Origin of the sequence: Hymenobacter sp. H14-R3 (assembly GCF_030063445.1) — a bacterium.
Taxonomy (GTDB): domain Bacteria; phylum Bacteroidota; class Bacteroidia; order Cytophagales; family Hymenobacteraceae; genus Hymenobacter.
Genome location: NZ_JASITD010000001.1, coordinates 343,641 through 370,368, shown reverse-complemented (window position 1 = coordinate 370,368; position 26,728 = coordinate 343,641). Strand labels below are relative to the sequence as shown.

12 protein-coding genes are annotated in these 26,728 nt (G+C 60.7%); 6 read left to right on the top strand and 6 right to left on the bottom strand.

The genetic code is table 11. The annotated features are described in order from the left end of the window. Nucleotides 1–25: 25 nt before the first annotated feature. From moaC to QMK33_RS01665, 3 genes are all read right to left on the bottom strand, one after another. Complete coding sequence (gene moaC, locus QMK33_RS01675; RefSeq protein ID WP_283562806.1) at nt 26–520, bottom strand: cyclic pyranopterin monophosphate synthase MoaC; 495 nt, start codon at nt 518–520, stop codon at nt 26–28. Nucleotides 521–665: 145 nt separating this feature from the next. Then, nucleotides 666–5,510, bottom strand: a complete 4,845-nt coding sequence (locus QMK33_RS01670; RefSeq protein ID WP_283562805.1) for a beta strand repeat-containing protein — start codon at nt 5,508–5,510, stop codon at nt 666–668. Between the two features lie 301 nt (nt 5,511–5,811). Beyond that, the gene (locus QMK33_RS01665) at nt 5,812–12,867 is read right to left on the bottom strand and encodes a right-handed parallel beta-helix repeat-containing protein (protein ID WP_283562804.1); all 7,056 of its coding nucleotides are present in this window, start codon (nt 12,865–12,867) and stop codon (nt 5,812–5,814) included. Between the two features lie 1,272 nt (nt 12,868–14,139). Here QMK33_RS01665 and QMK33_RS01660 point away from each other — a divergent pair. Beyond that, nucleotides 14,140–14,526 carry a hypothetical protein gene (locus QMK33_RS01660; protein WP_283562803.1) on the top strand — a complete coding sequence of 129 codons (387 nt, stop codon included), beginning with the start codon at nt 14,140–14,142 and terminating at the stop codon, nt 14,524–14,526. A gap of 98 nt (nt 14,527–14,624) precedes the next feature. Here the strand turns inward: QMK33_RS01660 and QMK33_RS01655 are convergent, their stop codons facing one another. Beyond that, a complete protein-coding gene (locus QMK33_RS01655; protein WP_283562802.1) occupies nt 14,625–17,414 on the bottom strand; it encodes a 4-alpha-glucanotransferase in 2,790 nt (929 codons plus the stop codon). Between the two features lie 154 nt (nt 17,415–17,568). Here QMK33_RS01655 and QMK33_RS01650 point away from each other — a divergent pair, with 154 nt between their 5' ends. Beyond that, nucleotides 17,569–18,306, top strand: a complete 738-nt coding sequence (locus tag QMK33_RS01650; protein ID WP_283562801.1) for a hypothetical protein — start codon at nt 17,569–17,571, stop codon at nt 18,304–18,306. 68 nt (nt 18,307–18,374) lie between these two features. On the opposite strand, the gene QMK33_RS01645 is transcribed toward QMK33_RS01650, so the two are convergent. Then, nucleotides 18,375–19,685, bottom strand: coding sequence for an amidohydrolase (locus QMK33_RS01645; protein WP_283562800.1), 1,311 nt, complete (start codon nt 19,683–19,685; stop codon nt 18,375–18,377). Between the two features lie 148 nt (nt 19,686–19,833). Here QMK33_RS01645 and QMK33_RS01640 point away from each other — a divergent pair, with 148 nt between their 5' ends. Next, the gene (locus QMK33_RS01640; RefSeq protein WP_283562799.1) at nt 19,834–20,547 is read left to right on the top strand and encodes a phosphatase PAP2-related protein; all 714 of its coding nucleotides are present in this window, start codon (nt 19,834–19,836) and stop codon (nt 20,545–20,547) included. 124 nt (nt 20,548–20,671) lie between these two features. Here QMK33_RS01640 and QMK33_RS01635 read toward each other — a convergent pair whose 3' ends face one another. After that, a complete protein-coding gene (locus QMK33_RS01635; RefSeq protein ID WP_283562798.1) occupies nt 20,672–22,096 on the bottom strand; it encodes an MATE family efflux transporter in 1,425 nt (474 codons plus the stop codon). Nucleotides 22,097–22,342: 246 nt separating this feature from the next. On the opposite strand from QMK33_RS01635, the gene QMK33_RS01630 reads away from it, so the two are divergent. From QMK33_RS01630 to QMK33_RS01620, 3 genes are all read left to right on the top strand, one after another. After that, nucleotides 22,343–22,849 carry a pyridoxamine 5'-phosphate oxidase family protein gene (locus tag QMK33_RS01630; protein ID WP_283562797.1) on the top strand — a complete coding sequence of 169 codons (507 nt, stop codon included), beginning with the start codon at nt 22,343–22,345 and terminating at the stop codon, nt 22,847–22,849. Nucleotides 22,850–23,073: 224 nt separating this feature from the next. Continuing rightward, nucleotides 23,074–24,606 carry a carbon-nitrogen hydrolase family protein gene (locus QMK33_RS01625; protein ID WP_283562796.1) on the top strand — a complete coding sequence of 511 codons (1,533 nt, stop codon included), beginning with the start codon at nt 23,074–23,076 and terminating at the stop codon, nt 24,604–24,606. A 122-nt stretch (nt 24,607–24,728) separates the two neighbouring features. Then, nucleotides 24,729–26,513, top strand: a complete 1,785-nt coding sequence (locus QMK33_RS01620; RefSeq protein ID WP_283562795.1) for a glycoside hydrolase family 15 protein — start codon at nt 24,729–24,731, stop codon at nt 26,511–26,513. Nucleotides 26,514–26,728 lie beyond the last annotated feature (215 nt).

Here is a 26,728-nt window from a genome sequence, read left to right as displayed (position 1 = left end):
TTCACTCCTTCACCAACTCACTCCTTCACTCATTGTACTGAAAGTCGGACTTGCCGCCGGTCTTTTCGACCAGACGGATTTCCTCAATTACGATGTGGTGCGACATGGCTTTGCACATGTCGTACACCGTGAGGGCGGCTACGGAAGCCCCGGTGAGGGCCTCCATCTCGATGCCGGTTTTGCCCGTAACGCGGGCGGTGCACTCAATGAGGAGCGAGTCGGGCTGCACGGCTTCGATGGTCACCTGGCAGTCGTCGAGGCCCAGCGGGTGGCAGAGGGGAATGAGGTCGGCCGTTTTCTTGGCGGCCATCACGCCCGCAATTATCGCGGTTTGAAACACGGGCCCCTTGCGGGTAGGCAGGTCGCCGGCGGTTACGAGGGCCAGGATATCGGGCCCGACGCGCACCCGGGCGCGGGCACGGGCGACGCGGGCCGTAATGGCCTTGCCGCCCACGTTGACCATGGCCGGCAGGCCCGTGGGGCCGATGTGGGTAAGCTGCGGGGAAAGGGAATCGGACATAAAGCTGGATAAATAAGCAGCGGAGCCACAAAGTACGGGTTAGCAGCGTGGGCCGGCTAAGCAAGGGCAGTTTGTGTAAATGCAAAAAAGCCTTCCTGCACCAGGCAGGAAGGCTTTTTTGCATTTACATAAACGAGAAAGTGCCCTACTCCTTCATTAGGTGTAGCACTTGGCGCAGCGTGCTGCCGTCGGGCTGCGTGCCGCTAACCAGCACCAGGTAGATACCAGCCGCCAAGTCAGCTACTGGTAAGGGCTGGGGCTGCCCACCGGCCAGCACCCACTGCCGCAGCGCCCGGCCAGTAGCGTCAACTATGCGCACCTGGTAGGTATTGGTAGCGGGTAGCTGGCTGAGGTCGAGGCTGGTGCCGGGACCCGCGGTGGGGTTCGGATACAGACTCAGGATGGCGTGGCTGGCGGCAAACGATATGATACGCACCGGCGAATAGCTACTGGTGCCGCTGGCATCGACCTGGCGCAGGCGGTAGTACACCAGCTGGCCCACTGCCACCGCATTGCGGTCAACGAAACGGTAGGCGGTAGCGGTAGCTAAGGAGCCGTGGCCGGCCACTTTATCAATAGCCACGAAGCTGGTGGCTAGCCCGGTAATGCTGCGCTCAATGGCGAAATACGCATTGTTGAGCTCGCTGGCAGTTATCCAGTCGAGTTGGGCGCTGGTGCCAGCGCGGATAGCCGTAAACGTAGCCAGCTGCACAGGCAGCGGGCTTGAGCTAACTGGAATAGTGTAGCTAGCAATGTTGTTGGAGCCTGCGTTTTCCGTGTCGGTAGCGGTGTAAGTAAACGTGGCATTACCCGAAAAGCCCGTGGCCGGCGTGTAGTATAGCGCGCCTTTTTGTGCGTAGGAAATAACCTGCCCCAGCGTTACAACGGCACCGGTTGGGCTGCCCAGGCGCAGCGTGCCCGAAGCAGGAAGCGACTGAATGGTGAACGAAGCTACCGCCGCGCCGGGGCCCGATACGGTGGCATCGAGCGGGGCGATGCTGGTGGGCGGAGCCAGAGCCGGAATACCCGGCGCATTCATGATGTTGGCGGCCACCAGATTTACGCTGCACGTGCCAAAGTACAGGTCATCGAGGCCGAAGTCGTTGCCGCCCGTCGCCCGGTTGATGTCGCGCACCTCAAACGTAGCCGTATTGCTGTTGCCCGAATACCATACGCCCGAAAACTGCACGTAGTCACTGATGGTAGTAGGAAGAGTAGCCGAGGCCGAGGTCGATTTGCCATTAATCACAAAGCCCAGAATAGCCGGGCTAGCTGAGTTGACCGACGAGGCCCAGCCCGAGTAGTTGTAGTAGCGGTTGGCAACTACGTTCACAGTTTGCGCATAAATCTTACTTTGGTTGGCCGCGCCATTGACAATCATAAAGTTGCCGCTGCCCCCACGCGCCAGCCCCTTAAAGCTGGGGTGATAGGTATTGGCATTCGCATCCACCGCATAGGTGGTTTCGGGTACCAAGCCCGTGTTACCACCCCCCGTAGCCGCGTTGGCAGCCGCTGAAACGTAGTTGTAGGCCGAGCTAAAAACACTGTTGCCTTGCTCGAAACCGGGGTTTTGAAGCAGGTTGGGCCCGTTAGTTGAGTTGCAGACCAGCACCGGGTCATACAGATTAATTGTGACGGTAGCCGTGTTGGAGCACACGCCCGCCTGGCACACCTGATACTGGAAGCTGTCGGAGCCCAGGCGGTCGGTGTTGGGCGTGTAGGTATAGGTGCCGTCGGTGTTCAGCGCCAGCGTGCCATAGGTAGGGCCAGTACCCACTTGGGTTACGGTGAAGGCAGTAGTTGCGTTGGCGGGTTGGGTGTCGTTGAGGAGTACGTTGCCTTTCGTAGCCGTGTTCTTCGGCACATCAAGGCCATCGTCGTTGGCCACGTAGGGATTGTTGCTGGCAATAACTGGGATGGTGTAGGTAGCCGTGTTGCTGGTGCCGGCGGTGCCTCCCGCTGCATTGGAAGCGAAGAAGCTGAACGTGCCCGCCGCCGTCGAATTGACGGTTGGCCGGAAGGTCAGCTGGTTGGTATTGGCAACCGGTATGAGCTGCCCGCCCGTAGGAATGGCGGCATTGTTGTAGAGCAGCGTGCCATTGGTGGCCGGAAACACCGTAAACGAGATAATGCTGCTCACCGGGTCGCTGGCCGCCTGCGGCACCGTGAGGCCAGGGTTGAGCGCGGCGGCCACCGAGTTAGCGGCCACGTTGAGGTTGGTAATGTTGAAGGCCGTGGGCCCGCTGGTTACCGGCACCACGCCCGAAAACTCTGATGTGCCAAGGCTAGCCAAACTAGCCGTGCTGGTCAGGTATGCGCCGCTGGCCGTGAGGCTGGTTCGCTGAGCGGCCGTGAGGCTACCAAGCGAAATGGTAATGGTGAAGGTATTAACATTGGTGCCACTACCCTGGTCAATGCCATTGGTAGTAGCAGTGACCCCCGAATAGCTGCCGGTGCCCCCGCTGGTGGTAAGTACCGTGGAGTTGATAAACGACGCGCCTTGCCCAAAATTGTTGCCCTGGGTGGGGTTGGCCACGGCATTGCGGGTAGCCAGGAAAAGCTCGACCGTGAGCCCGGCGGCAGCTATGCCCGTCACTACGAGGCTGCTGCCATTAATGCGGGCGGTTTGCAGGATGGGGTAGTTGAGTAGGCTGTTGGCCCCACCCGTAGTGGTGCTGTTCAGCGTTACGTAGGTAGGGGTGCCGGTTGCTTCAGCCTGCCCGGTAGCCAGCAGGTCGATGCCCACCTGGCCGCTGGCGGCTCCGTTGTTGGCCGCCACTCCGGCACCATTGTCATAAATGGCGTTTTGGCTGATGATATTTTTGGTAGCCCTTGGCGTAACCATAATACCAGCTCCGTAGTTGCTGTAGATGATATTCTGGCTGATGGTGCTGTTTGTACCATACACCCGCACGCCCGCCGTTTCGCCGGTGCCGCCGCTGGTGCCGCTGGTGCCGCCGCCGTTGCCCGTCACGGTATTGCCGCTCCAAGTATTGCCGCCCGCCGTTTGGTAGCCGTCCATCCCCACACCCGTATTGTTGATAAACAAGTTGTCGCGGATAATAGAGGCGCTCCCCTGCAGGTCGAGGCCGTCCCAGGCACTGTTGTCCAAGCCGTTGCTCCGAATCTCGTTTACACTGATAGTGGCCCCGGTTACCCCGCTTCTGGTGGTGATGCCCTTGCCCGAGTTGAAGCCGATGTAGTTGTTAAGCAGGCGTAGGCCCGTGCCGCTGGTCACCCGGATGCCATCGGCGCTGGAGCCACCAGTCGGCCGCGCAAAGATGGTAGCCGAGCTGCCCACCAGCGTGCCTTGCACGCTCACCTGGCTAGCCGCAATGCGGATATTGGCATAGTTGTCGTCGTTGCCGCGGGTGCCAAACCCATAGATGGCTAGCCCTAGGATGCTGCTGCCCGTGGATGCGTCAGTTACATCGAGGCCCACCGCCACGGCTGAAGTACCGGTTATCTGTACTTCGGGGCCGTTTACTTGAGGCAATATAGAGCCATCGGTACCGGTAGTGCCGCCCAAGCCCAGGGTTACATCGTTGGTATTGCCTATGTTAGCGCCCTGCGTCCAGCCATTAATAGCCGTAGCCGGGCCCGAAATGGCCGGTAGTGGCAAAGTGCTGGTTGGGGTGATAATAGCTACCCCATTGGTCAGTTGGCTAGCCGGGCCGCCGGTAGCCGTGCCATCGGCGGCCCGCAAGCCCGACCGCGCTTTGCCGCTCGGTACCATAAAAATGCTCGTCTCGACCCCACTTGGTAGCGATGCATTAATGGGGTTGGCGCCCACAATCTCATTTAAGTACGAGCCGGCTTGCGCGAGCTTCGCTTCGTCACCTAAGGCATTAGCGTTCAAGACGAACTGCCGCAGCGAGCCTTGCCCTGAGTTGTTCGTATTGACAACCAAGTCGAAGTTGAAGCCGAAGTCTACGCCGCTGGTAGAGGAAGTAGTGCTGAGCGTTACCGTACTCTGCGCCTCCACGGCCTGGGTGGTAGTGGTGAGTAGCGACAGCGCAGCAGTGCCGGCGTTGGCCGGTGCATCGGGCAAAGCAGGGTTAGATCCGCCTACTCGGTCAGTGGCTCCATTGAGGTACGTAACTACTGGCAGCAAACCCGACGCCGAACCCGTGCGGGCCGACGTGACGGTGCCGCTCACTACGCGCACGGTATACGTACCGGGGTTTTGGTTGGCAAAAGTGTAAGCCCCGGTGGCGTTGGTAGTGGTGGTCGCGGCCAGTACTCCGGCGCTGGTGTACAGCTCAACCGTCGCGCCCACCCGCCCAATGGCCGCCAGAAAGCCTGAGGCGGTAGCCGAGCTGGCCGCCGTAGCTAGCGACCGGCCCGCGCCGCCACCGTAGTTCACGTCTTCGAAAACGGTGCCCTTGATTGTGAGCGGCACCAGGGAAATATCGTCGATGCCAAATACATTGCCGTTACTTGCAACAGTGATATCCTGCAGGCCTAACGTGAGCTGGGTATTGGTGCCCGAGCTTACAGTATAGACAACCGGCTCCCAGTTTGCGGTAGCAGCCGCATAGCCAGCTGCGGACGCCGGCGCAACGGGAGTAGCCGTCACAGTGGCTGTGTTGTTGCCCGTGCACAGCAGCCTGATGGTAGCAGGATTGGCCGTCACCAAATTGCGTTGCCAATAGGCGAAGGTATAAACCTGGTTCGGCTGCACTGCGATAGTCTGCTGCCAGGCCGTATTGTTGAGCGTTGCAGCGCTTGGGCCATTCACGGCCAGAAAGGCGCCGGTGTTCGTGCCAACAGTGTGGTCGAAAAAGGTACCATAAGTGGCTACTACTGCATACGTATTGTTGTTTTTGGTTGGGTCACCGCTTGGGATGCTGGTAGTAAAGTCGGCTGGTGCCGCTGCCAGGCTGGTAGACGTGCCAAAGTCGGGCTTCCTCACCAGGTTTTGCGCCCACAACTCGCTCGCTGGCATAAGTAGCAAAACAGCCGACGTAATACGAAAAAGTTTATTCATGAGCCTGTTAGCTTAAAATAGATAGTAAAAAACAGTGGCAAAGTTATCACTAAAGGGTATTGTGGATATGCTGTAATCGCCACATGAAGACTGCTGCAATGTTCTATTTAAAAAAAAGATAGTATTATTCATATTTTAAATGTGCTTCTGTAAATAGTTAAAAACGTAATGTATTAAAAATCAGCTACTTAGCTAGACACTTTATTAAATCATTAATTCTTAAAAATCAGAACAAAAAAAGCGGCTCTGCCCCAGGAGGGCAGAGCCGCTTTTTTTGTTCTGGCAGCTAAGCCGGGGTAGCCTATTCCTTGGTGAGGCGGATTACCTGGCGCAGCGCATCGCCGTTGGCCAGCGTGCCAGTCACCAGCACCTGGTAGGTGCCGGAAGCCAGGCCCGTCAGGTTTAGGGTTTGCAGCTGGCCACCACCTACACTTACCGTGCGTACGGTGCGGCCGGTAGCGTCAAGCACCAGCACCTGGTAGGTACCCGTGGCCGGCAGGGCGCTCACGTCGAGCGTGGTCGCGTTCTGGGCCGGGTTGGGGTAGAGGCTCAGGGCAACTGTAGCCACCTTTGTGAAGGAAACCGTGCGCACCGGCGAGTAGCTGGCCGTGGCATCCAGGTCAACCTGGCGCAGGCGGTAGTACACCGCGCCGTTGGCACGAGCAGCAATGCCCGCGTCGGTGAACGTGTAGTTGCTGGTGGTGGCCGAGTTCCCCTTGGCAGCCTGCTGGCCGATTTTGGTGTAGTTCGTGCCGTCCAGGCTACGCTCTACTTCGAAGTAGGCGCTGTTCACTTCCGAAGCTGTGGTCCAGCTCAGCAGGGCATCGCGGTTCTGCACGGCCTGGGCCGTGAGCGCCGTGAGTACTACCGGCAGCGGAGCACCGGGGATAACGAAGCTTACTACTTGCGTAGCGACGCCGCCATTAACATCGGTAGTCGTGATAGAGATAGAATAGCTGCCCGTGCGAAGCTTGGGCGCGGCTACCGTGCCGGGGTCAGATACAACAATTCGGCCGTTGTTATCTACCGTCAGGCCGAGCGCAGCGAAGGAGCCAACGTCAGTGCGCGAGCTGGTGAAAGCACCCGCTACGGCACTTGCTACGCCGTTGTTAGCATTGGCCTGGAGCACGCCAGTGCCGGTGTATACCAGGGAGGTGGCCGCGTTGTACACGGCACCGTTGGCGTCCACTACGTAAGCAATGATGTCACCAACTCCGTAAGAGTTGTTAGTGCCACCCTTGAGCGGCGTCTTCATATAAGCCGGGGCGTCAGCGTCCGTCTCAATCGGAATGGTGTAGTTGACGATGGGCGACACATTGCCAACAGCGTCGGTAGTCAAGTACGTGAAGGAAGCGTTGCCGACGTAGCCGGTGGCGGCTTTGAACTTCAGGGTCTGGGCCTGCGCGTCGGTCAGGGTCTGGCCGGCGGCTACTGTTGCGTAGGTAGTGCCCGTCGTGTTGTAATACAGCGTGCCTTGCGTCGCGTTGGGCGCTGCCACAACGGTGTACTTCTGCATAGTCGGCGTATTAGAGAAGGCAATCTCGGGGTCCGAGGCATTCAGCGGCGAGATGAGCAAGCCGTTGGGCAGGCCACCGGCATCGTTCGACTGCGGGCCCTGGAGGGTGTTCACTACGGCGTAGGCCAGCGGTGCACGGTTGGTCACCGGGGTCGTAATAGTTGCCGAGTTATTGCCCGTGTTGCTCTCACCAGTCACGGTTACGTTGGCCGTCACCGTGGTACCGCCCGCGGGCTGCACAATGGTGAAGCTGTTGGCTACTGCGCCGTTGGCACCAGCGGCCTGGCCGGTTGGAACCGTCCAGGTGATGGTGTTGCCCGTCTGGGTGCCGCCGGGGCTGATGTTGGTAACTGTCACGCCGGCCGGCAGCGTCACCGTCTGCGTGGTCGGGTTACTCGTTGCCGAAGAGCCGTTGTTGGTCGTCGTCACCACGTAGGTCACGCTGCCGCCAACCGGGGCCGAAGCCGGGCCGCTGAGGCTCGTTACCTCATCAAACGATGGCGTGATGACTACGCTGGCGCTGAACACGTTGTTCGCTTGGGCAGTCGTAGTGTTCGGCTCGCTCGTGTTCGAGGTGGTGGCCGCAACTGCTACAACAGGACCGTTGGCCGGGGCCGTCACGTTCACAACGTAGCTCACATTGCTGGCCGTGCCAACAGCTTGGCTGGCAACGGTTGGGAATGTAACCAAACCCGTTTGCTGGTTATAAACTGCGCCGCTGGTGGCGAAGGTGATGAGGCCGTTGCTCAGCGTGCCAGTCTGGGTACCCAGCTTTATGGTGGCAGTAGTGAAGCCGGGAGCTAGCTGCAAGGTGGGTACCACGTTCACGGCCGGGTCGGTGCCCAGGTTGCCGTACACCGCCGTGAAGGCAATGGTTGAGCCGGGCGCGGCCGTGCCAGCCCCGGCCGTTACGCTCGCCGTGATGTCGGCCGAGGTTGCCGTGGCAGGCGCCACGCTGGTAGCTACGCTCGCCGTGTTGTTGCCAGCCGTAGGGTCGGTCACATCCGAGGTAGCCGAAGCCACGCCGGAAGTCTGGCCGTCAGCTACGTTGGGCATCACGAACGTTACGTAGTTGGTCGTGGTCGTGCCAGCTACCTGGCTAGCCAGGGTGTTGAACGTTACCAGGCCGGTGCCCGAGTTATACGAGCCATTCGGCACGCTTACCGTAGTTAGGTTTTTGTCCAACTGCAAAGTCGTTACCGTGTTAGTAGCGGTCGAAGGCCCGTTGTTAGTCGTGGTAACTGAGTAGGTAACGGCGCTACCTATTACAGCGGTAGCTGGGCCAGCTACCGTGGTAGCTAAGTCAGCGCTCGCCGTCATGGTGGTTGTTACGCTAGCGTTATTGTTCTTCGGCACGGCATCAACAGTGCTTGAAGTCACGTTGCTGCGTACCACCAGGGTCTGCGATGGAGCCACAAACGTGATGTTATACACTTGGCTGGCACCGTTGAGGTCCGTAGGCTGCGTGGGGAAGGTCACGAGGCCGGTGGTAGTGTCGTAGCTCGCGCTAGTCACCACGCCGCCGGCGGGGTCCGTGATAACTACCGCGCCTGCGGTCAGGCCAGCGGGTAGCTGCGCCGTTTCAAGCACGTTGGTAGCCGTCATCGGGCCATTGTTGGTGAAGGTAGCCGTGTAAGTAACTGACTGCCCTACCAGGGCCGAAGTGGGGCCGGTGATGGTGGTGGCTAGGTCGGCTGATTGCAACAGCGTAACGCCTACCGAAGCCACGTTGTCGGCCGGAACCGGGTCGGTGTTGGTAGTGCTCACGGCGGCCATTGCCAGCAGCTGGCCGTTGTTGCCGATGCTGGCCGGGGCCAGGAACGTGATGGTGTTGCTCACGCTCGTGCCGCTGGTGCTCCCGTTGGCGCCGTTGGTCAGGGTTGGGAAGGTCACAATGCCCGTGGTGGCATTGTAAGTGCCGCCGTTAGAGATTGTCAGGCCCGTCAGGCCGGGCAGCAGCTGCACCTTCTGCACTACGCCGGTGGCTGCACTGGGGCCGTTGTTGCCCGTTACTACGGTCAGCGTTATGGAGCCGCCCACCGTAGTGGAGGCTACCGATGAGGTGATGGTCGTGTACGCATTGGCTATGCCAGCAACGGGAGCTACTACGGCCAGGGTGGTGCTGCTGGCAGCCCCGTTGAGGTAGGCCGTATTGTTGGCCGGGTTCGTATCGCGGCCCGTTGTAGTAGACACCAGGGCCAAAGGCGAGTACGCCGAGGCGGGCTGCGAGAAGCTTATCGAGTTGGCTACGGTTTGGCCGCTGGGCAAGCTGCCGATGGTGGGGAACACCACCTCGCCGGGTGCTACCGAGTAGGTCACGCCGTTCACCGTGAAGTTCTTGGTGGCATTGGTGCCGTTGTAGACCCCGCCGTTGCTTACGTACACGTTTTCCAGGTTCTGCGGCAACTGCTGCACGGTTTGCACGGCGTTGGACGCGGCGCTCGGGCCGTTGTTGGTCGTTGTCACGGCCAGGGTCACCAGGGCACCAGGGGCCGCTGAGGCCGGGCCGCTGATGGTCGTTGTCAGGTCGAAGACCGGGCTGATGTTGATGGTGGCACTTGCCAAGTTATTGCCCGTGTTGCCTGCTTCATTAGTCGTCGTCGAGATGAAGGAGGTAGCTACTACCGGGCCGTTGACCGGTGCGTTGAAAGCAATGCCCGAGGTAATAGTATTGCCACTCGTAAGCGAAGTGCCCGTGTACGTTACTACCCCTGTCATGGAGTCGTAGGTACCCGCTGTACCCGTGAAGGTCACACCCGTGAGCCCAGTGGGCAATTGCACGGTGCGCGTCACGCCCTCGGCCGCAACCGGACCGTTATTAGTAAAAGTTACGGTGAACTTGGGTGGGTTGGTAGCCGTGGCCAAAGTACCGGCCTCTACGGGTGTCGTGTTGGCTACAATGGTCGTGGCCACATCGGCTACTGGTGTTACCGTGGCGATAATAGTCGACGCATTAGGAGCCAAATCGGTGCCCTGCGAGGTCGTAGTGGTTACGTTGCTCGTAATGCTCAGGGTGCCAGTAGCCGTAGCGGCCGGCGTGAAGCTGAACGTGAATGCGTTGCTGACACCACTGGCCAGGGTAGTAGCCGTGCCGAAGTCGATTACGCTACCCGAAATCGTAGCACCAGCGGGAATAACTACGTTGGTAGCGCCAGCGGGCAGCGTAACCTTGCGGGTTACCTGCAAAGCCGCCTGTGGGCCTTCGTTGGTGAACGTAGCCGTGTAGGTGCCCGTGGCCTGGCCCGGTACTACCGTAGCGGGGCCGGCCAGGGCCGTGGTCACATCGGCAGCCAGGAGGGTATTGCCCGAAAACTCGGAAGTACCGCTGTTCGCAATAGTAGCGGTGCTGGTTAGTACCGCCGTGCCACTTTGCAGCGTTGCTATCTGGGCGGCCGTGAGGCTGCTCAGGGAAATGGTTACCGTGAAGGTGTTTGTATTGTCAGTGCCTTGGTTGAGGCCGTTAATAGCGGCCGGGCCATAGGTAGCACTGGCCCCGGTTACCACGTTACCCGTAGTGCCTGGGGTTGTGCGTTGCGTGAAATTAGTGAGGTAGCTAGTACCTTCTCCAAAGCCAGTGGGGTCAGGCGTAGCCAAGTATAGCTCTACCAGGGCGCCAGGGCGTACGTAGCCGCTTACCACCAGGTTAGTGCCGCTGATGGCTGCCGTAGTCAGTATAGGGAAGTTAACCAGTTTGTTGGCCCCAGTGCGGGTAGCATCAGCTGTGTTCAGCGTAACGCCATCGCCATTGGCGTTGCCGGCATTGCCCAGGTCAATGGCCAGGTCGCCATTGTCGGAGAAGCTGTTTTGCGAGAAAACGTTGTTGGTGCCGGCGGTAGCCGAGATACCGTCGCCTCTGTTATTCGTGAAGGTGTTGCCGCTTATGGTGTTGTTGTTTGCCCCCGCACTGCGCAAGCCGATGCCAGCCGTCTGGAAGCCACTGGAGCTGTTCTGGCCATTGCGGCTGAACGTGTTGCCCGTTACGGTGTTGTTCGTGCTGGTGCCCGAGATAAAGTCAATGCCGAAGCCGGCGTTGTTCAGGAACTGGTTGTTTGCGATGGTATTATTTGAGGAGCCGGTAACTTCAATACCATCCGACTCGGCACTTATCGCATCCCGCGAAATGTTGTTCGAGATAGTAGCCCCGCCTACGCCGTTGATACGCAGGTTGGCGCCGTTCTTATAGAACGTGTTGTTTTGCACCACGGCCGAGGTAGCACCCGCCACAACCCGGAAGGCCGCCATGCTAGAGCCGCCTGTCGTGATGGCGTTAGTCAGGCTCAGGTTGAGCAGGCTGGTGCTGGCTGCACTGGTTTCAAAGCCGTTGAGGTTGTTGAAATTGATGGCTACCTCACTGCCGAGCGATTCGCTGCCCGTGGTGGTAACCGCCGCGTTGGAGCTGCCCGTGGCCCTGGTCTGGGTGCTGCCGTCGAGAGAGGTGAAGTTGCCCGTGATATTGGGCAGCACTGCTTGCAGCGTGATGGTTGCACTCGTGCCCGTGCCGCCGCCCGTGGCCGAAGTGGTAAAGCCGTTGGTCAGCCCCGTCCGCTGGCCGGCAATAGCCTGGCCGTTCGGAATCATGAAAATGCTCTTCTCTACCGCGGGTGTCAGGGCCGTAGCCGCGCCCGTGGCGTTGGTGTACACCTGGGCCAGCGCCGCTTCGCTGGTAAGGGCATTGCTATTGAGCAGAAACTGCCGCAACGAGCCTTGCGCGTTGTTGCCGGTTACGGTGGCTACGTCGTTGGTATTTACTACTGTGTCGAAGTTAAAGCCGAAGTCCGGGCCGTTGTTGTTGTTGGTGTTGAAAGTAGCCAGCGATTCGGGCGTAGTCACGCCGGGCACCGTCAGCGAGGCGAGGGGAAGCCCACCCGTGTTGGCAACGGCATCCACTAGGTTGGGGCTCTCGCCTCCTACCCGGTCCGTGGTGCCATTGTAGGTCTGCACTGGCACCAGCCCGGCCACATTATTACTGTTGCGGCTGCTGGTAACAGTGCTATTCACCACGCGCACGGTGTAGCCCGTATTGGCAAGGGTATTGAAGGAGTATTTGCCGGTCGCATCGGTGGTTGTCCGGGCCACAAAAGCGCCGGTGTTGGTGTTGTAAAGCTCCACGGTAGCGCCGACGCGGGGCGAAGTGCCCGGCGTGCTGAAAGGCCGCCCGGCTCCGCCACCGTAGTTCACATCCTCAAATACGTAGCCCGAAGAAGTGGCCGTAAAGATGATATTCAGGTTGGCCGCCGCCGAGGTAGCCCCCTGCACGTCCGTCACGATGAAGGGTAGTACTGCCGTGCGGCCGCCATCCAGCGGGTCAACCGCCACGCTCTGGCCAGTGGCTAGGGTACCATCACCATCGGTGGTCAGGGTGCGGGCCGTTACCGAGGCCGCGTTAAATGCGGCAGCACCGGTATACTTCGTGCCGTTAATCGTGATGCTGGTCGCGTTCGTCGGGAAGGTGGTTAGCGTCAGCGAGGTGAGGGTGCCAGGCTGCGAGTCAGTGCCCGCGAAGCCCGCCGAAACGTCACTTGAGTTGGTGCCACCGGGATTTTCAAACGTCAGGGTGTTGGGCGTGGCAACAGGGGCCGGAGTGAGCGCGGAAACGCTGATAAGCCAGGAGTCACCAACGTGCTGGGAGTTATCAGTAGGATGGATTGCTCCCCCAGCGGTTCCAGGGCGCAGGAATATTCTAAAGGTAACCGAAGCAATGCCGCTGTTAGGAGTATTAACCAGCACCGAGCCACTAGCGCCGCCGGAGCCAGTTTCCGCAGAAGGATTAGCGGTATTATTCAGAACTTGAGTTGAACTGACACCTAATTCAGCAGAACCATCGAGCTTTGAAAGAGTCACACCGGAGGTAACCAAGTCAAGCTCCGCAGCAAAGCCAAAGGCACCATAAGTGCCCCCCAAGCCCGTAAAATGCACGACTGGATTTACTACCAATTGGTTAAATGCTATAGTTATGTCTGCGTACCTATAGCGGGCATTGGCAGGCACTGTCGCCGGTAAAGGCTGAGCAGAGGTAAATATCTCGACTGCCCTATTCGTAGCTACATCAATGCCGCCACTCGTTCCGTTAGCTGAAGTATAATTGGCATTAGTGGAGGAGCCAATAGCATCTACTGTTTGAAACAACCCGCTATTTACTGATGCCGCGCCAGCGGTATTGATACGCGTTCCAAAGGCTACTCCTGACCCAGTGCTTAACTGGGTAGCAGGCAGCGTATACTGTTGATTACTTAAGCTAAACGTAGCCGTAGTAGTTGGCGCGAACCCTGTAAACGTGTTACCGCCAGGATTATTCGTGTTGTTTTGAAAGGTAATAACCTGGTTGGCAACAGATGGGCCATTGCCAGTAGGGTTACCCGCGCCTGCCGCAAACTCCAGCGTGGGAGTTTGCGCCTGCGCGCTGCCGGGGCGCAGCAGCGCGGCCCAGGCCAGCAAAAAGGTTAGTAATCGTAAGGTTGGTTTCATAAAGCTGAAGCGGAAGTTTAAAAGGAAAAAATAAAGTGGCAGAAACAAGTACTGAGCAAATCAGCCAGATACTATCAAGTATGAAAAAAGCACGATTTGTAGTGTCGCAAAAATACGACTACTGCGGGTAGGTTTAAATTTATTTCGCCAAACGGCCGTGTTTTCTCGCTGAATAAAAAACGGCTATTACCTGGGCAGTAACCCAGCCTACGGAGTAATTAGTGGGTTTGGATTGCGTTCGGGCAGAAAAAATTTCGTAGAGACTCAGTTTTTTTTCCTGGTCACTAAGTGCAACTAATACTAGCTCAGCGTTAACAAAATGATAATAATACTTGTTAAAATACATTTTTTTATCCTCCTAAAATATGAAAAATGAAATGTGATTTGTGAAGTAAACCAGGCACTCATCTTTTGCAGTAGAATCAGACAATCGGCCAGTCATGGGTGCCCGCTTAGGGTTTCCCATCCAGAGAGCAAATAGGGAAAAATACGCTACTGCCGAGGTTAACTGCTTTAGCAGAAAATTACATTATTGCAAGAAACCAGGTTTAAATAGCGTAAAAGAATAAAAGTGAGCCACTTGGCACTTTTAACCCATTACACTAGTTTGGGTAATGGCTTGGAATCGTTCATTTAAATCTTACGTGTATGCAATTGTCTCCCTGGTTGTTGAGTGGGTTTTTGTTGGTAGCCGCGCCAGTTGTGGCCGGCACGCACCCCGTAGTGAAAGCGTCGGTGGCCGCGCCGCCCGCCTTGGCCGCCGAGTTTGTGCGGGCCTGCACTACCCAACTCGACCTCACCGACGCGCAACGCACCAGCCTGCGCACGTACCTGGAGCAGGAAATTGCCTACATGAACGTGCAGGCTGTCAACCATTCGGCGGCCGACGTGGCGGAGTTGATACCCGCCGAGCGGGCGCAGCTCCAGGCCGTGGCCGGGCACCTGCTGTCGCCGGGGCAATTGCGGCAGTTCCGCGAGCTGGAGGCCACGCCGCCCATGAAAGCCTACCTCAAACAGATGTCGCTGGGCGAATAGATTTTTGCTATAATTAATTGATAATCAATTAATAAAAAAGCGGCCACCCAAACTGGGCGGCCGCTTTTTTTTGGCTTGTGAAGTAAAAGCCGAGTGGGCTAGTAAGCCGGGCCGCGGCCGCTGGCCTCCACCAGCGCGCGCACGGGCTCGTTGAAACCCACGGCTTCTACCAGCTCTTCGAGGGGCAGGTGGAGGCGGTACTTCCAGAAGTGCTGGGGGTTGCTGGGCACGTTGATTTGCTCGTCGTGCGGGTTGGCGCGGCGCAGGTGGGTGTCCATGCCCAGGAAGTCCTGGAGCGGGAATACGGCCCACATGGCCGGCGATTGCAGGTGCTGGTTCAGCACCTCGCGCACCACCCAGGGCTCGCAGTAGTAGGGGGCCAGCTGGCGCCAGTGGCCAAGGGTGGTTTCGAAGTAGCGCTGGGTGCGCACGTGGTCCTCTTCCCACCAGCCGCGCAGGGTACTCATGTCGTGGCTGCCGGTGGTCACTACCGACAGGTAGGGCGCATCGGCGGGGTGGCCAAACTCGGTGGCCGGGTTGCTGGGCATCCGCTGAATGTTAAGGCCCAGAATACCAAGCTGGTGCATTACGCCGGGCACCGAGGCGGGCACCATGCCCAGGTCTTCGCCGCAGATGAGCATATTGGTGGCGTAGCGCACGGCGGGCAGCTTAATAAGCCCCTGCTCACGCCAGAACTCCTCGTGGCGACGGAAGAAATAATCCACGTAAATGTCGTCGTAGAGACGGCGGCGGCTCTCGTCGTCGGCCAGCTCGGCAAAGCTGGCGGTTTTGTTGAGCGTAATGCGCGGGTGGTAGAAGTCGTTGCCGGCGGGTAAGAAAAGTACCTCATTCACAAAGTGATACAGGCCCGGCCGAACGCGCAGTAAGAACTCCTCGCGCGCGGGCTGCGCGGCAATCTGCGCGTTTACGTACGCTTCGACAAGGCGCTGGCTGCCCACTTCGGGCTTGAGCTGAATGGCGCCGTACTGGTCGGCGGTCATAAACTCATCGAACACGGCCTGGGCCTCGGCCCCGAAGGTGCGCTCCAGCAGGTGCCAGCGGATGTAGGGCTCGCAGAGGCGGCCATAGTCGAACCAGCCCAGGCGGCGCTGAATTTCGTGGCGGTGCAGGGGCAGGGCGGGGGCAAAGTGCCCCAGCAGGCCCTCGACCGAGTTCTCGGGCATTTCCCAGATGCGGAAAAAGCCCAGGATGTGGTCGATGCGCAGGGCGTCGAAGTAGCGGGCCAGGTGGCCCAGGCGCTCGCGCCACCATAGGTAGTTGTCCTGAGCCATGCGGGCCCAGTTGTAGGTGGGGAAGCGCCAGTTTTGGCCGCTGGTGGAGAAGTCGTCGGGCGGGGCGCCGGCCTGCTGGTCCATGTGGTAGAGCTCGGGCTGCGTCCAGGCATCTACCGAATGGCGGTAGATGCCGATGGGCAGGTCGCCCTTCAGCACCACGCCCTTGGTGCGGCCGTAGTCCACGGCGGCCCGCAGCTGCTGGTCGAGGTGAAACTGGGTGAAGAAGTGCAGGCCAAACTCGTCGAAGTCGGCCGCCTTCTCATTGGTGAGCGCCTCCAGCTTTGCGGGGGTTTGAAACTCGGGGGGCCACTGGGTGAAATCGGCGGTGCCGAAGCGCTCGCGCAGCGCCGAAAAAGCCGCGTAGGGCACCAGCCAGCCGGCCTGCTCGGCCCGGAACTGCTGAAAGGCGGGGTCGGCCAGAAATTTCTTCTTCTCCTGCTTATACAACAGCTTGAGAAACTTCCACTTGGCATTCATTACGGCTTCGTAGTCTACGAAGTCCTTGGCATTCAGCTCGGTGCGCAGCTGGGCCAGCTCGGCGCGGGTGGCTTTGTCCTTGAGCTCGGCAATGCCGCCCAGGTGCAGGTACTGCGGGTGCAGCGCAAACACCGAAATGGCGGCGTAGGGGTACGAATCGACCCAGGTATGGGTGGCCGTGGTGTCGTTGATGGGCAGAATCTGCACCATGTTGAGGCCCGTTTGCGCGGCCCAGTCGATGAGCAGCTTCAGGTCGGTGAACTCGCCCACGCCCAGGCCCTGCTCGCTGCGCAGTGAGAACACGGGCATGGCCACGCCAGCTCCGCGCCAGGGCTGGGCCGCGTAGCCAAAGCCCTCGTCGGCCAGCACGGTGAGGGTGCCGGGCTGGGCGGCGTGGGCGGGCAGCACGCGGTCGTCGCCGGTTTCGAGCTGCACTACGGTGCCGCTCTGGGCATTCCAGAAGCCGTATTTGTAGCGCAGCTCCTGGTCGGGGCTTTGCAGCGCCAGCTCGGCCTGCCAGGCGGGGTAGGCGGCATCCGAAAGCAGCAGGGGCCGGGTGTTGTCCCAGCTGCCGAGGGCAGCATCCGAGCCCAGCACGCACACCTGGTGGCGGGGGTCTACGCGCGGGGCTGCGAGCTGAAAGCGCACGGCAGCCGACGCGGGCGCGGGCGCGGCCTTTTTGGCTTTGGCGGGCGTTTTTTTGGCTGGTGCAGCGGCGGCAGGCGTAGTCGCCGGCCGCCGAAACAGCGCCTTGGTGAAGGCCGCCATGAACAGCTCGTTAGCAGCCTGGGCGGGAGCCCGCCAGAAGTCACGCACCGCCAGGTGCGCCGGGGCTGGGCCGCTGGGCAGGGTTGTATCCGGCAGGGCCAGGCTGCGGTTATCGCCCCACTCCCACACTACGCCGCCGCCTTCCATTAGCAGCACGTACTTATAGGTAATGAGGGCGGCCGGGTTGGCAGCTACTTCTACTTCGGCGCTCCAGCGGGTGGTGGCTTCATCGTAGGTGAGGGGCAGGGCGTGGGCCAGTTGCCAAAGGCCCAGGCTGGGCAAGGAGCCACAAACCACCAGGCGCTGGCCGTAAGTGGTGCGGTAGGGCAGAGAAAAATGCAGAGTCATGCGCGCAAGCGGATTGTAGCCCGCAAGATACTGCCCCGTTGCCCCGCAAAGCCCATTGGGCCAACGGTGAGCCGGCCTTCGCCGTATGGGGCTTCCTGCCTGCACGCTCGTGGGCGGGCCACTAGCCGCTTACTATCTTTTCTTTCTTCCTGCAATGCGCACCTTTTTACTCAGCCTGCTCCTGGGCACCAGCCTCAGCGCCGTAGCTGCGCCCCCCGGCTACCACTCGCCCCGGCGCTTCGTCACGCCCAAGGGGCAGCCCTACCACCGCCCGCGCATGCGCCTCAATTTTGGGGTAAACGCAGCTTATTACAACGGTGACCTCACCAACAGGCTCAGTGACAATAAGCTGCGCGTGGGTTTCAGCACTGGCCTGGCCCAAACGCTCAGCCCGCACCTCACCTTTGCCCTCGACCTCAGCTACTTTCGCCTGCGTGCCAAGGACGTATTTCCGAGCCGGGACCTGGCTTTTGCCAGCGATAACGGCCTGCTGGCCGCCCGCCTGCAATACAACCTGTTTGCCGATAAGAGCCTGTACATAGGCCTCAAGCACCAGGAAATGCCGGTGCTGGTGTACGTGGAGGCTGGCGCCGGTGCCCTGCTCTACAGCCCCGAAGCCAGCCAGTATGGCCTGCCACTGCTACCCGAAGCTGGTAACAGCTACCCCGGCCTGGCGGCGGTGCTGCCCGTGGGCGGCGGCGTTACGCTGCGCGCCGCCCCGCGCTTGGCCCTCACCCTGGAAGGCCTCTACTACTTCACCAGCACCGACTTGCTCGACGATGTGAGCCGCCGGGCCAGTGGCGACGCGCTCGATGGGTTTGCTACGCTCACGTTTAAAGTGGAGTATACGCTGGGTAAAAAGAAGCCTAAGGTATTGGTGCAAAATGACTAGGGTAGGGTGTGCGGTAAGCTTTAGCTGGCCGTTTTCCAATTACGGCCAGCTAAAGCTTACCGCACACTCTACTTCCTGCTTAGATAATCGGCGGCTAGGGTGGCCAGCGTCTTCACACCCAGCGGAAAAGCGCTTTCCTCGACCCGGAAACCGGCGGTGTGGTGGTCGGCCACGGTGGCGGGGTCGGCCCCGGGGGCCATGCCACCCAGAAAGAAGAACAAGCCAGGAATTTTTTCCTGGTAGCAGGCAAAATCCTCGGCCCCGGTTACGGCCTTGATTTCGTGCACGTTGTCGGTACCCGCTGCGCGCTGCAGGGTGGGCAGCATCTGGGCCGTGAGGGCGGGGTCGTTGAAGGTGACGGGTACGTAGGGCTCAATGCCCACCTCGGCGGTGGCCCCGTTGGCGGCCGCAATGCCGGCGGCCGTGCGCCGGATGGCCGCCCAAATGCGCTGCTGCGTTTCGGGGCTGAACGCCCGAATGGTGCCGCTGAGCGTGGCATCGGGCGGAATAACGTTGTAGCGCACGCCGGCCTGCACGGTGCCCACCGTTACCACGGCGGCATCCTGGGTGAGGTCTACCTGCCGGCTCACAATGGTTTGGAGGGCCGTAATGATTTCGGCCGCCGTCACTACCGGGTCGATGCTGGCCCAGGGCTTGGCCCCGTGCGCACCCTTGCCCATGACCTTGATGGTAAAGCGGTCAGAGCTAGCCATTTCGCCACGCGGCCGGTAGGTGAGCTGCCCCACCGGCGTGGAGGCCCAGATATGCAGCCCAAAAATGGCATCCACCTTGGGCTTTTCCAGTACGCCCTCCTGCACCATGAGCTTGGCCCCGCCCACCACGCCGGGCAAGGAGCCTTCCTCGGCGGGCTGAAAAATGAACTTGACGGTGCCGGGCAGGTCCTTTTTTACCTGGCTCAGTACCTCGGCCGCGCCCAGCAGCATGGCCACGTGGGTGTCGTGGCCGCAGGCGTGCATCACGCCCACGGGCTGGCCCAGGTAGGTGGCTTTTACCACGCTGGCAAAGGGCAGGCCGCTGGTTTCGGTGAGGGGCAGGCCGTCCATGTCGGCGCGCAGGGCCACTACGCGGCCGGGCTTGCCGCCGCGCAAAATGCCCACCACGCCGGTGCGACCTACGCCGGTTTGCACCTCCAGGCCCCAGCTTTTGAGCTGGGTGGCAATGAGCTGGGCGGTGCGGGTTTCCTCGTTGCCCAGCTCGGGGTGCTCGTGCAGGTCGCGCCGCCAGGCTACCACCTTGCTTTGCTCGGCGGCGGCCAGGGTGGCAATGCGGGTATTGAGGGCGGCGTTTTGGGCCTGGGCACCCGTGGTAGCCAGGCTGAGCCCCAGGCCGATAGCGAATGCGTTGGTAACAATTTTCATAGTGGCCAAGATACTGCGTAGCGCCCCGCCCCCGGCCCGCCGGGAACACGCGCCGGGCCGCCGGGTGTTACGCCCAGGTTACGTATCGTCCGGGCGGGCCTAATTTTGCTGGCTAAGCAACGCCTCGTCCTTACTCTAGTGTGCTCTCATGCGTGTTCTGCCTTCTGCTGCTGCCCCCACCTGCCCCGAACCCGCCGCTACCGCGGTAGTGGCCGCGCCGGCCGGCCGGGGGGCGTGGGCGCAGGCATGGGCCCGGCCGGCGTTTCGCTGGAGCTGGCTGCTGCTGCTGGTGCTGCTGTTTGGGGTGCTGGTGCCCATTACACCGGGCTTTTTTCAGGCCATTGAGCACCGCAGCGGCACCGTGGCCGCCGACCCGCTGCTGCACATGCTGCCGCGCCACGACGTAGCCACGCCCGTATTCGTGCTCATGTATGGGGGCGTGCTGGTGGCGGTGGGCTGGCTCACGCGCCAGCCGCAGCTGTTTTTGCGCGGGCTATGGGGCTATGCGCTGCTGCTGCTGCTGCGCATGGCCAGCATCTGGCTGGTGCCGCTGGCGCCACCGCTCGACATGGTACCCATGGCCGACCCCTTCACGGCTACGCTTTTCCACACGGGGGCAGGTATTACCAAGGATTTGTTTTTTTCGGGGCACACGGGCACCGTGGCTATTCTGGCGCTGGCGGTGCGCGGCCGGTGGCTGCGGCCCGCGCTGGCGTTGGTGGCGCTGCTCATTGGGGTGCTGGTGCTGGTGCAGCGCGTGCACTACACCTATGATGTGGTGGCCGCGCCGCTGTTTGCGTTGTTTGCCTACTGGCTGGCCGCGTTTATCACGCGGCGGGCTACCCGGCCGCTGGCCGACTAAGCGGCTGTTTGAAGTAAGCCAGGCTTTTGCGCCGAAAGCGAGCGTGCCGGGGGCGGGCGGTGAATAGCGCCATTTAGCATGCTGCTAATATTTAATTACTTGATAATAAAATAGTTAAGAATATTTACCCCGCTTTGTCTTCCGTGGGGCTGGCGGCCGCCACCTCGCCTGGCAGTGGGTCGGCCAGGTCGGTGCCTTTCCAGCTGCCGCGCAGGTACCAGAGCAGCGCCAGCGTGGCGGCCAGCACGTTGGCTATCACAAACGACCACCACAGCCCCCGAAAGCCCAGCGCCGTGTGCTGCGACAGGTACCACGCCACCGGAAACTGGAAAACCCACACGCCAATAATGGTTAATAACATGGCCGACAGTGTATTGCCCGAGCCGCGCAACGCGCCCGATACCGACTGCTGCGCCCCCGTGAAGCACAGGCTAAACACGGCAATGCGCACAAATTCCACGGCGTTGGTGGTCACGGTTTCGTCGCCCTTTAGGAAAAAGCTTACCAGCGGCCGCGCCGCCAGGTAGCCCGCCACCCCCACCAGCAGCAAGCCCCCAAAGCTGATGGCGATGGCGTAGTTGGCGGTGCGGACGGCCCGGCCCACGTTGCGGGCCCCAATATTCTGGGCCACCAGCGTGGAGCAGGCCAGCGAAATGCCCAGCGCCGGAATGATGCCCAGCGCCAGTATGCGCGACCCAATGCCGTAGGTGGCCAGGATGGTGGTGCCAAACGTGGCGGCCAGCACCGTCATCATCGACAGGCCCAGGGCGCGGGCCGACAGGTCGATGCTCGACGGCACGCCCAGCTTGAAGGTCCGCTGCATGAGCGCAAAATCGGGCTTGAAGCCCTTGAAGCTGAGCTGAATACCCGACTTGCCGCGCAGCAATATCACCAGGCCAATGGCCATCGAAAGTGCCTGCGTGCTGATGGTGGCCGCCGCCGCGCCCGCCACCCCAAACGCGGGCACCGGCCCCCAGCCGTAGATAAACAGCGGGTCGAGCCCAAAATTGAGTACCAGCGTGGTAATGTTGATGTAGAGCGGAATGCGCACCTCGCCCACGCCCCGCATCAGGGCCTGAAACATGAGGAAGCCGAAATTGAAGGCCAGCCCCAAAAACAGGGTGCGCTGAAACTGGTCGGCCTGCGTAAAAATGTCGGGCCCCACCCCAATGAGCCGCAAAATGAGCGGCGAGGCCACGTGCGCCACCACCGTGAGCACCAGCGCCAGCGCCGTTTCGAGCACCAGCGTTTGGGCCGCAATGTGGTTGACCATCGGCAGGTTGCGGGCCCCGAAGTTTTGGGCCACCAGCACCGAGCCCGCCACCGAAAAGCCCGAGCCCAGCGCCAGCAGCAAAAAATTGACCGGGAAGCTCACCGCCACCGCCGCCACCGCGCTGGCCCCCAGCCGGCCCACCCAATAGGCATCAACCAGCTGATAGCCAGTCTGGAGCAAGTTGCCAAACACGATGGGCAGTGCCAGCGTCAGCAGGGCTTTGAGAATGGGGCCTTGGGTGAGGTTGGGGCGGGCGCGGGTGGCAGTAGGAGACATACGCCGCTAGTACGGGTGCCGTGGGGCTTAGGCTGCCGCTGGTGCCGGGGCGTGGGCCGGCCCGGGGGCCGCCCGCCCGGCCCGGCCACCTAACTACCAGAAAACGATTGCTACTAGAGAAAAATACGGCTTAGCTTATTAAAAAATAATGCATAAAATAGTGTCATTCAGGTAATAAGCCGGCAACGCTGGGGCCTTGCTACGCCGTATAGCCGGGTGTTTTCACTCTTCAATTTCCCTTTTCCCATGGCCGAGCACGTTGCAGTAACTCATGAAGTAGACAAGCTTCTGAAGAAAATCAAAGAAGTGAAGTACGCCACCCTCACCACCCTCGATGCGCAGGGCCGCCTGCACGGCCGGCCCATGTACACCTGCGAGCCGGGCAACGAAGGTGCCCTGTGGTTTTTCACGGAGAAAGACGCGCAGAAAGTCAGCGAAATTAAAGCCAACAACCAGGTCGGGCTGGGCTATTCGGACCCCGACGCGGCTACCTACGTCACCATTGCCGGCACGGCCACGGTGGTCGAGGACAAGCAGAAAATCAAGGAGTTGTGGCGCGAGGACTTCCGCGGCTTCTTCCCCAAGGGCAGCGACGACCCCACCATTGCCCTGCTCAAGGTAGATATCGAGAACGGCGAGTACTGGGACTCGCCCAGCAACCTGTTTGTGCGGGCCTTTGCCTACGCCAAGGCCGTTACTACCGGCGAAAAGCACCAGCCCACCCCCGACGAGCAGGCCAAGGTGCAGCCCTAGCTCAGCCCGGGCTACTGCCCACAAAGAAGCCGCCAGCCCCGCCGGGTAGGCGGCTTCTTTGTGCGCGCCGCCCACTGCCCACTGCCGCCCGGCGCGCGTAAAAACTCGGCGGTAACGCGGTTTTTCGCGTACGTACTAGCTGTACCCAGCGAACGCGGGCGGGGCCGGAAAGCCGGTTGCCCGCCCGCGCTTGCCCATGAAAAGCTAGCGATACCCCGGATTTTATGAACGAAATTATTGAGTTACGCCATCTGCAAAATACTGATTATGAGGCCGTGAAAGCCGCTATGCTGCAAGCCTACCCCCAAATGGGTAGCTACTGGCGGCGCGAGCAACTGGCCCGGCTGGTAACCATTTTCCCCGAAGGGCAATTTGTGGTGACGGTGAACAACGAGGTGGTGGCGGCCGCGCTCTCGCTCATTGTTGACCACGCAAAGCTGGCCAACGACCACACCTTTCAGCAGGTAACGGGCGACTATACCTTCTCGACCCACGACCCGGCCGGCGATACCCTCTACGGCATCGAGGTATTTGTGGTGCCGGCCATGCGGGGGCGCCGGCTGGCGCGCCGGCTCTACGATGCCCGCAAGGAGCTGTGTGAGCGCCTCAACCTGCGGGCCATCAACTTTGGGGCGCGCATTGCGGGCTACCACGCCTACCAGGACACGCTGTCGCCCAAGGAGTACGTGCGCCAGGTGAAGGACCGCGCCATCGTGGACCCAGCCCTCAACTTTCAGCTGGCCAATGACTTCCACCCGGTGCGGGTACTACGCAACTACCTGCCCGGCGACGAGGCCAGCGGCGACTACGCCCTGCTGATGGAGTGGGACAATATGCTGTACGACACCCGCCCGGTGCCGCCCGTGGCCCAGAAAACGCAGGTGCGCCTGGGCCTGGTGCAGTGGCAAATGCGCCTCTACGACGGCCTGGACGACATGTTTCAGCAGGTGGAGTACTTTGTGGATGCGCTGGCCTCGTACCGCGCCGACTTTGCGCTCTTTCCAGAGCTGTTTCACGGCCCGCTGATGGCTGAAACCAACGAGCTGGCTGAGATTGACGCCATTCGGAAGCTGAGCCAGTTTTCGGACGAGATTCTGGCCCGCTTTACCAAGCTGGCGGTGCAGTACCACATCAACATCATCACCGGCTCGATGCCCGTGGTGGGCGACGATGGGCACCTGCTAAACGTGGGCTACCTCTGCCGCCGCAACGGCTCGGTAGAGCGCTACGAGAAAATCCACGTGACGCCCAACGAGGCCAAGTACTGGGCCCTGCGCGGCGGCACCCGCCTCCAGACGTTCGACACCGACTGCGGGCCCATCGGCGTGCTCATCTGCTACGACTCGGAGTTTCCGGAGCTGGCCCGCCTGCTCGCCGACCAGGGCATGAACATCCTGTTTATTCCCTTCCTCACCGATACCCAAACGGCTTATTCGCGGGTGCGGCACTGCGCCCAGGCCCGCGCCATCGAGAACGAGTGCTACGTGGCCATGGCTGGCTCGGTGGGTAACCTGCCCAGGGTCAAGAACATGGATATCCAGTATGCGCAGTCGGCGGTGCTCACGCCCTGCGACTTTGCCTTCCCCAACACCGGCGTGAAGAGTGAGGCCACCCCCAACACGGAGATGATACTCGTGACCGACGTAGACCTGACCATTCTGGACCGCCTGCGCCACAGCGGCAGCGTGCAAAACCTGCGCAACCGCCGCCACGACATCTACCAGCTCAGCGCCGCCGAAATGATGCCCAAGCACTAAGCCGGGTAGCGCGAACTCTGCGCGTTTGCGCGTAGAATAACCCACGCGGCGGTTTGCCGGGCTGCTCCTACCTTCTCAAAAAAGCCAATAGCTAATGGCTAATAGCTAACAGCCAGTAATTTATGATAAAGCACACGTATGACATGGGTGTGGTCGGCAACTGCGCCTTCCTGGCCCTCATTGGCACCGACACGGCCGTGCGCTGGCTCTGCTGGCCGCGCTTCGACAGCAGCTTTGTATTTGGCAGCCTGCTCGACGAGCAAAAGGGCGGCGAGTGCAGCCTGCGCCCCGCCACCGCCGAGTTTACGAGCCACCAGTACTACGTGCCGAACACCAACGTGCTCTGCACCGAAATAACCACGGCCGACGGCAGCTACCGCGTCACCGACTTTGCGCCGCGCTTTCTGCAATACGAGCGCTACTACAAGCCCCTCATGTTCATTCGCAAGGTGGAGCCGCTCAGCGGCGCGCCGCGCATTCGGGCGGCCGTGCGGCCCGTGGCCCAGTACGGCGAGCAGGAGCTCACGCGGCGTCGCAGCTCCAACCACATCGCGTTTTTGGGCATGGAGGAGGAAATTCGCCTCACTACCAATATTCCACTCACGTATGTGCTTGATGAGGAGGACTTTGTGCTCAACGAAACCAAGTACATTGTGCTCACCTACGGCGCGCCCCTGGAGGCTGCCCTGGAGAGCACCGCCGAGCGCTTTCTCACCAGCACCGTTGCCTACTGGCGGCAGTGGGTGAAGAGCACCAGCATCGGCAACTTTCACCAGGAGCAGGTAATTCGCTCGGCACTGGCCCTCAAAATTCACCAGTACGAAGACACCGGGGCCATTATCGCGGCCAGCACCACCAGCCTGCCCGAGGCCCCCGGCAGCACCCGCAACTGGGACTACCGCTTCTGCTGGATGCGCGATACCTACTACATCCTCACGGCCTTCAACAACATCGGCCACTCGGAGGAGATGGAGCGCTACTTCCACTTCATTGCCAATATTTCGAGCAAGGCCAAGGATAAGTTTCAGCCGCTCTACGGCATTGGGGGCAAAACCGACCTCATTGAGCAGGAGCTGCCGCTGGCCGGCTACCTCGGCAACCAGCCCGTGCGCATTGGCAACGATGCCTACACCCACATCCAGAACGATGTGTATGGCCAGGTGCTGGTGGCGCTGCTGCCGCTCTACGTCGATGCCCGCTTCCGCGACCCCACCCGCGCCGCGCCCCTGGCTTTGGTGGAGGAGTCGCTGCGCCTCATCGAAGCCACCATGGACCAGCCCGACGCCGGCCTCTGGGAATTTCGGCACATTGCCCAGAAGCACTGCTACACCTACCTCTTTCACTGGGCCGGCAGCCACGCCGCCATTCGGGTAGCCAAGTCGCTGGGCAACAAAGAGTTGGAGGCTAAAGCTCAACGCTTGCTCAGCGTATCGGAAGCGCATATCGAGCAGTGCTTCAACCCCGAGCGCGGCGCCTATTCCAACGCCATCGGCTCAAAGGACCTCGATGCCAGCACTATCCAGCTCATTACCATGGGTTACCTCGACCCCGACTCGGCGCGCACCAAGCACCACTTGGTAGAGCTGGAAAAAGAGCTGAAAACGCCCGAGGGCCTCTTCTACCGCTACCGCCACGAAGACGATTTTGGCACGCCCGAAACCACCTTCCTCATCTGCTCTTTCTGGTACGTGGAGGCCCTGGCCTGCGTGGGCCGCCTCGACGAAGCCATTGCCGAGTTCGAGCAGCTTATCACCTACGCCAACCACCTCGGCCTGCTGAGCGAAGACGTAGACGCCAAAACCGGCTCGCAGTGGGGCAACTTCCCGCAGGCCTACAGCCATGTGGGCCTGGTAAACGCCGCGTACCGCATCAGCAAAAAGCTCGATAAACCCCATTTTATAGGGTAAAAGCCACCGCCTGGCAATGCCAAGCCCCGGCTGAAGCCTGCTCTGCAAACGCTTGTAAAATAGCTGTTTACAGAGCAGGTTTCAGCCGGGGCTTTGTTGTGGCTCCAACCCGATGGCAACGCCCTGCCCTGCTTCAAAAGTGCGCCCGCCGCCAGTGGGCTTTCCCTGGCCCGCCCGCAGCGCACGCGCCAGCTGGTGGGCTGCTTTCAAATCGG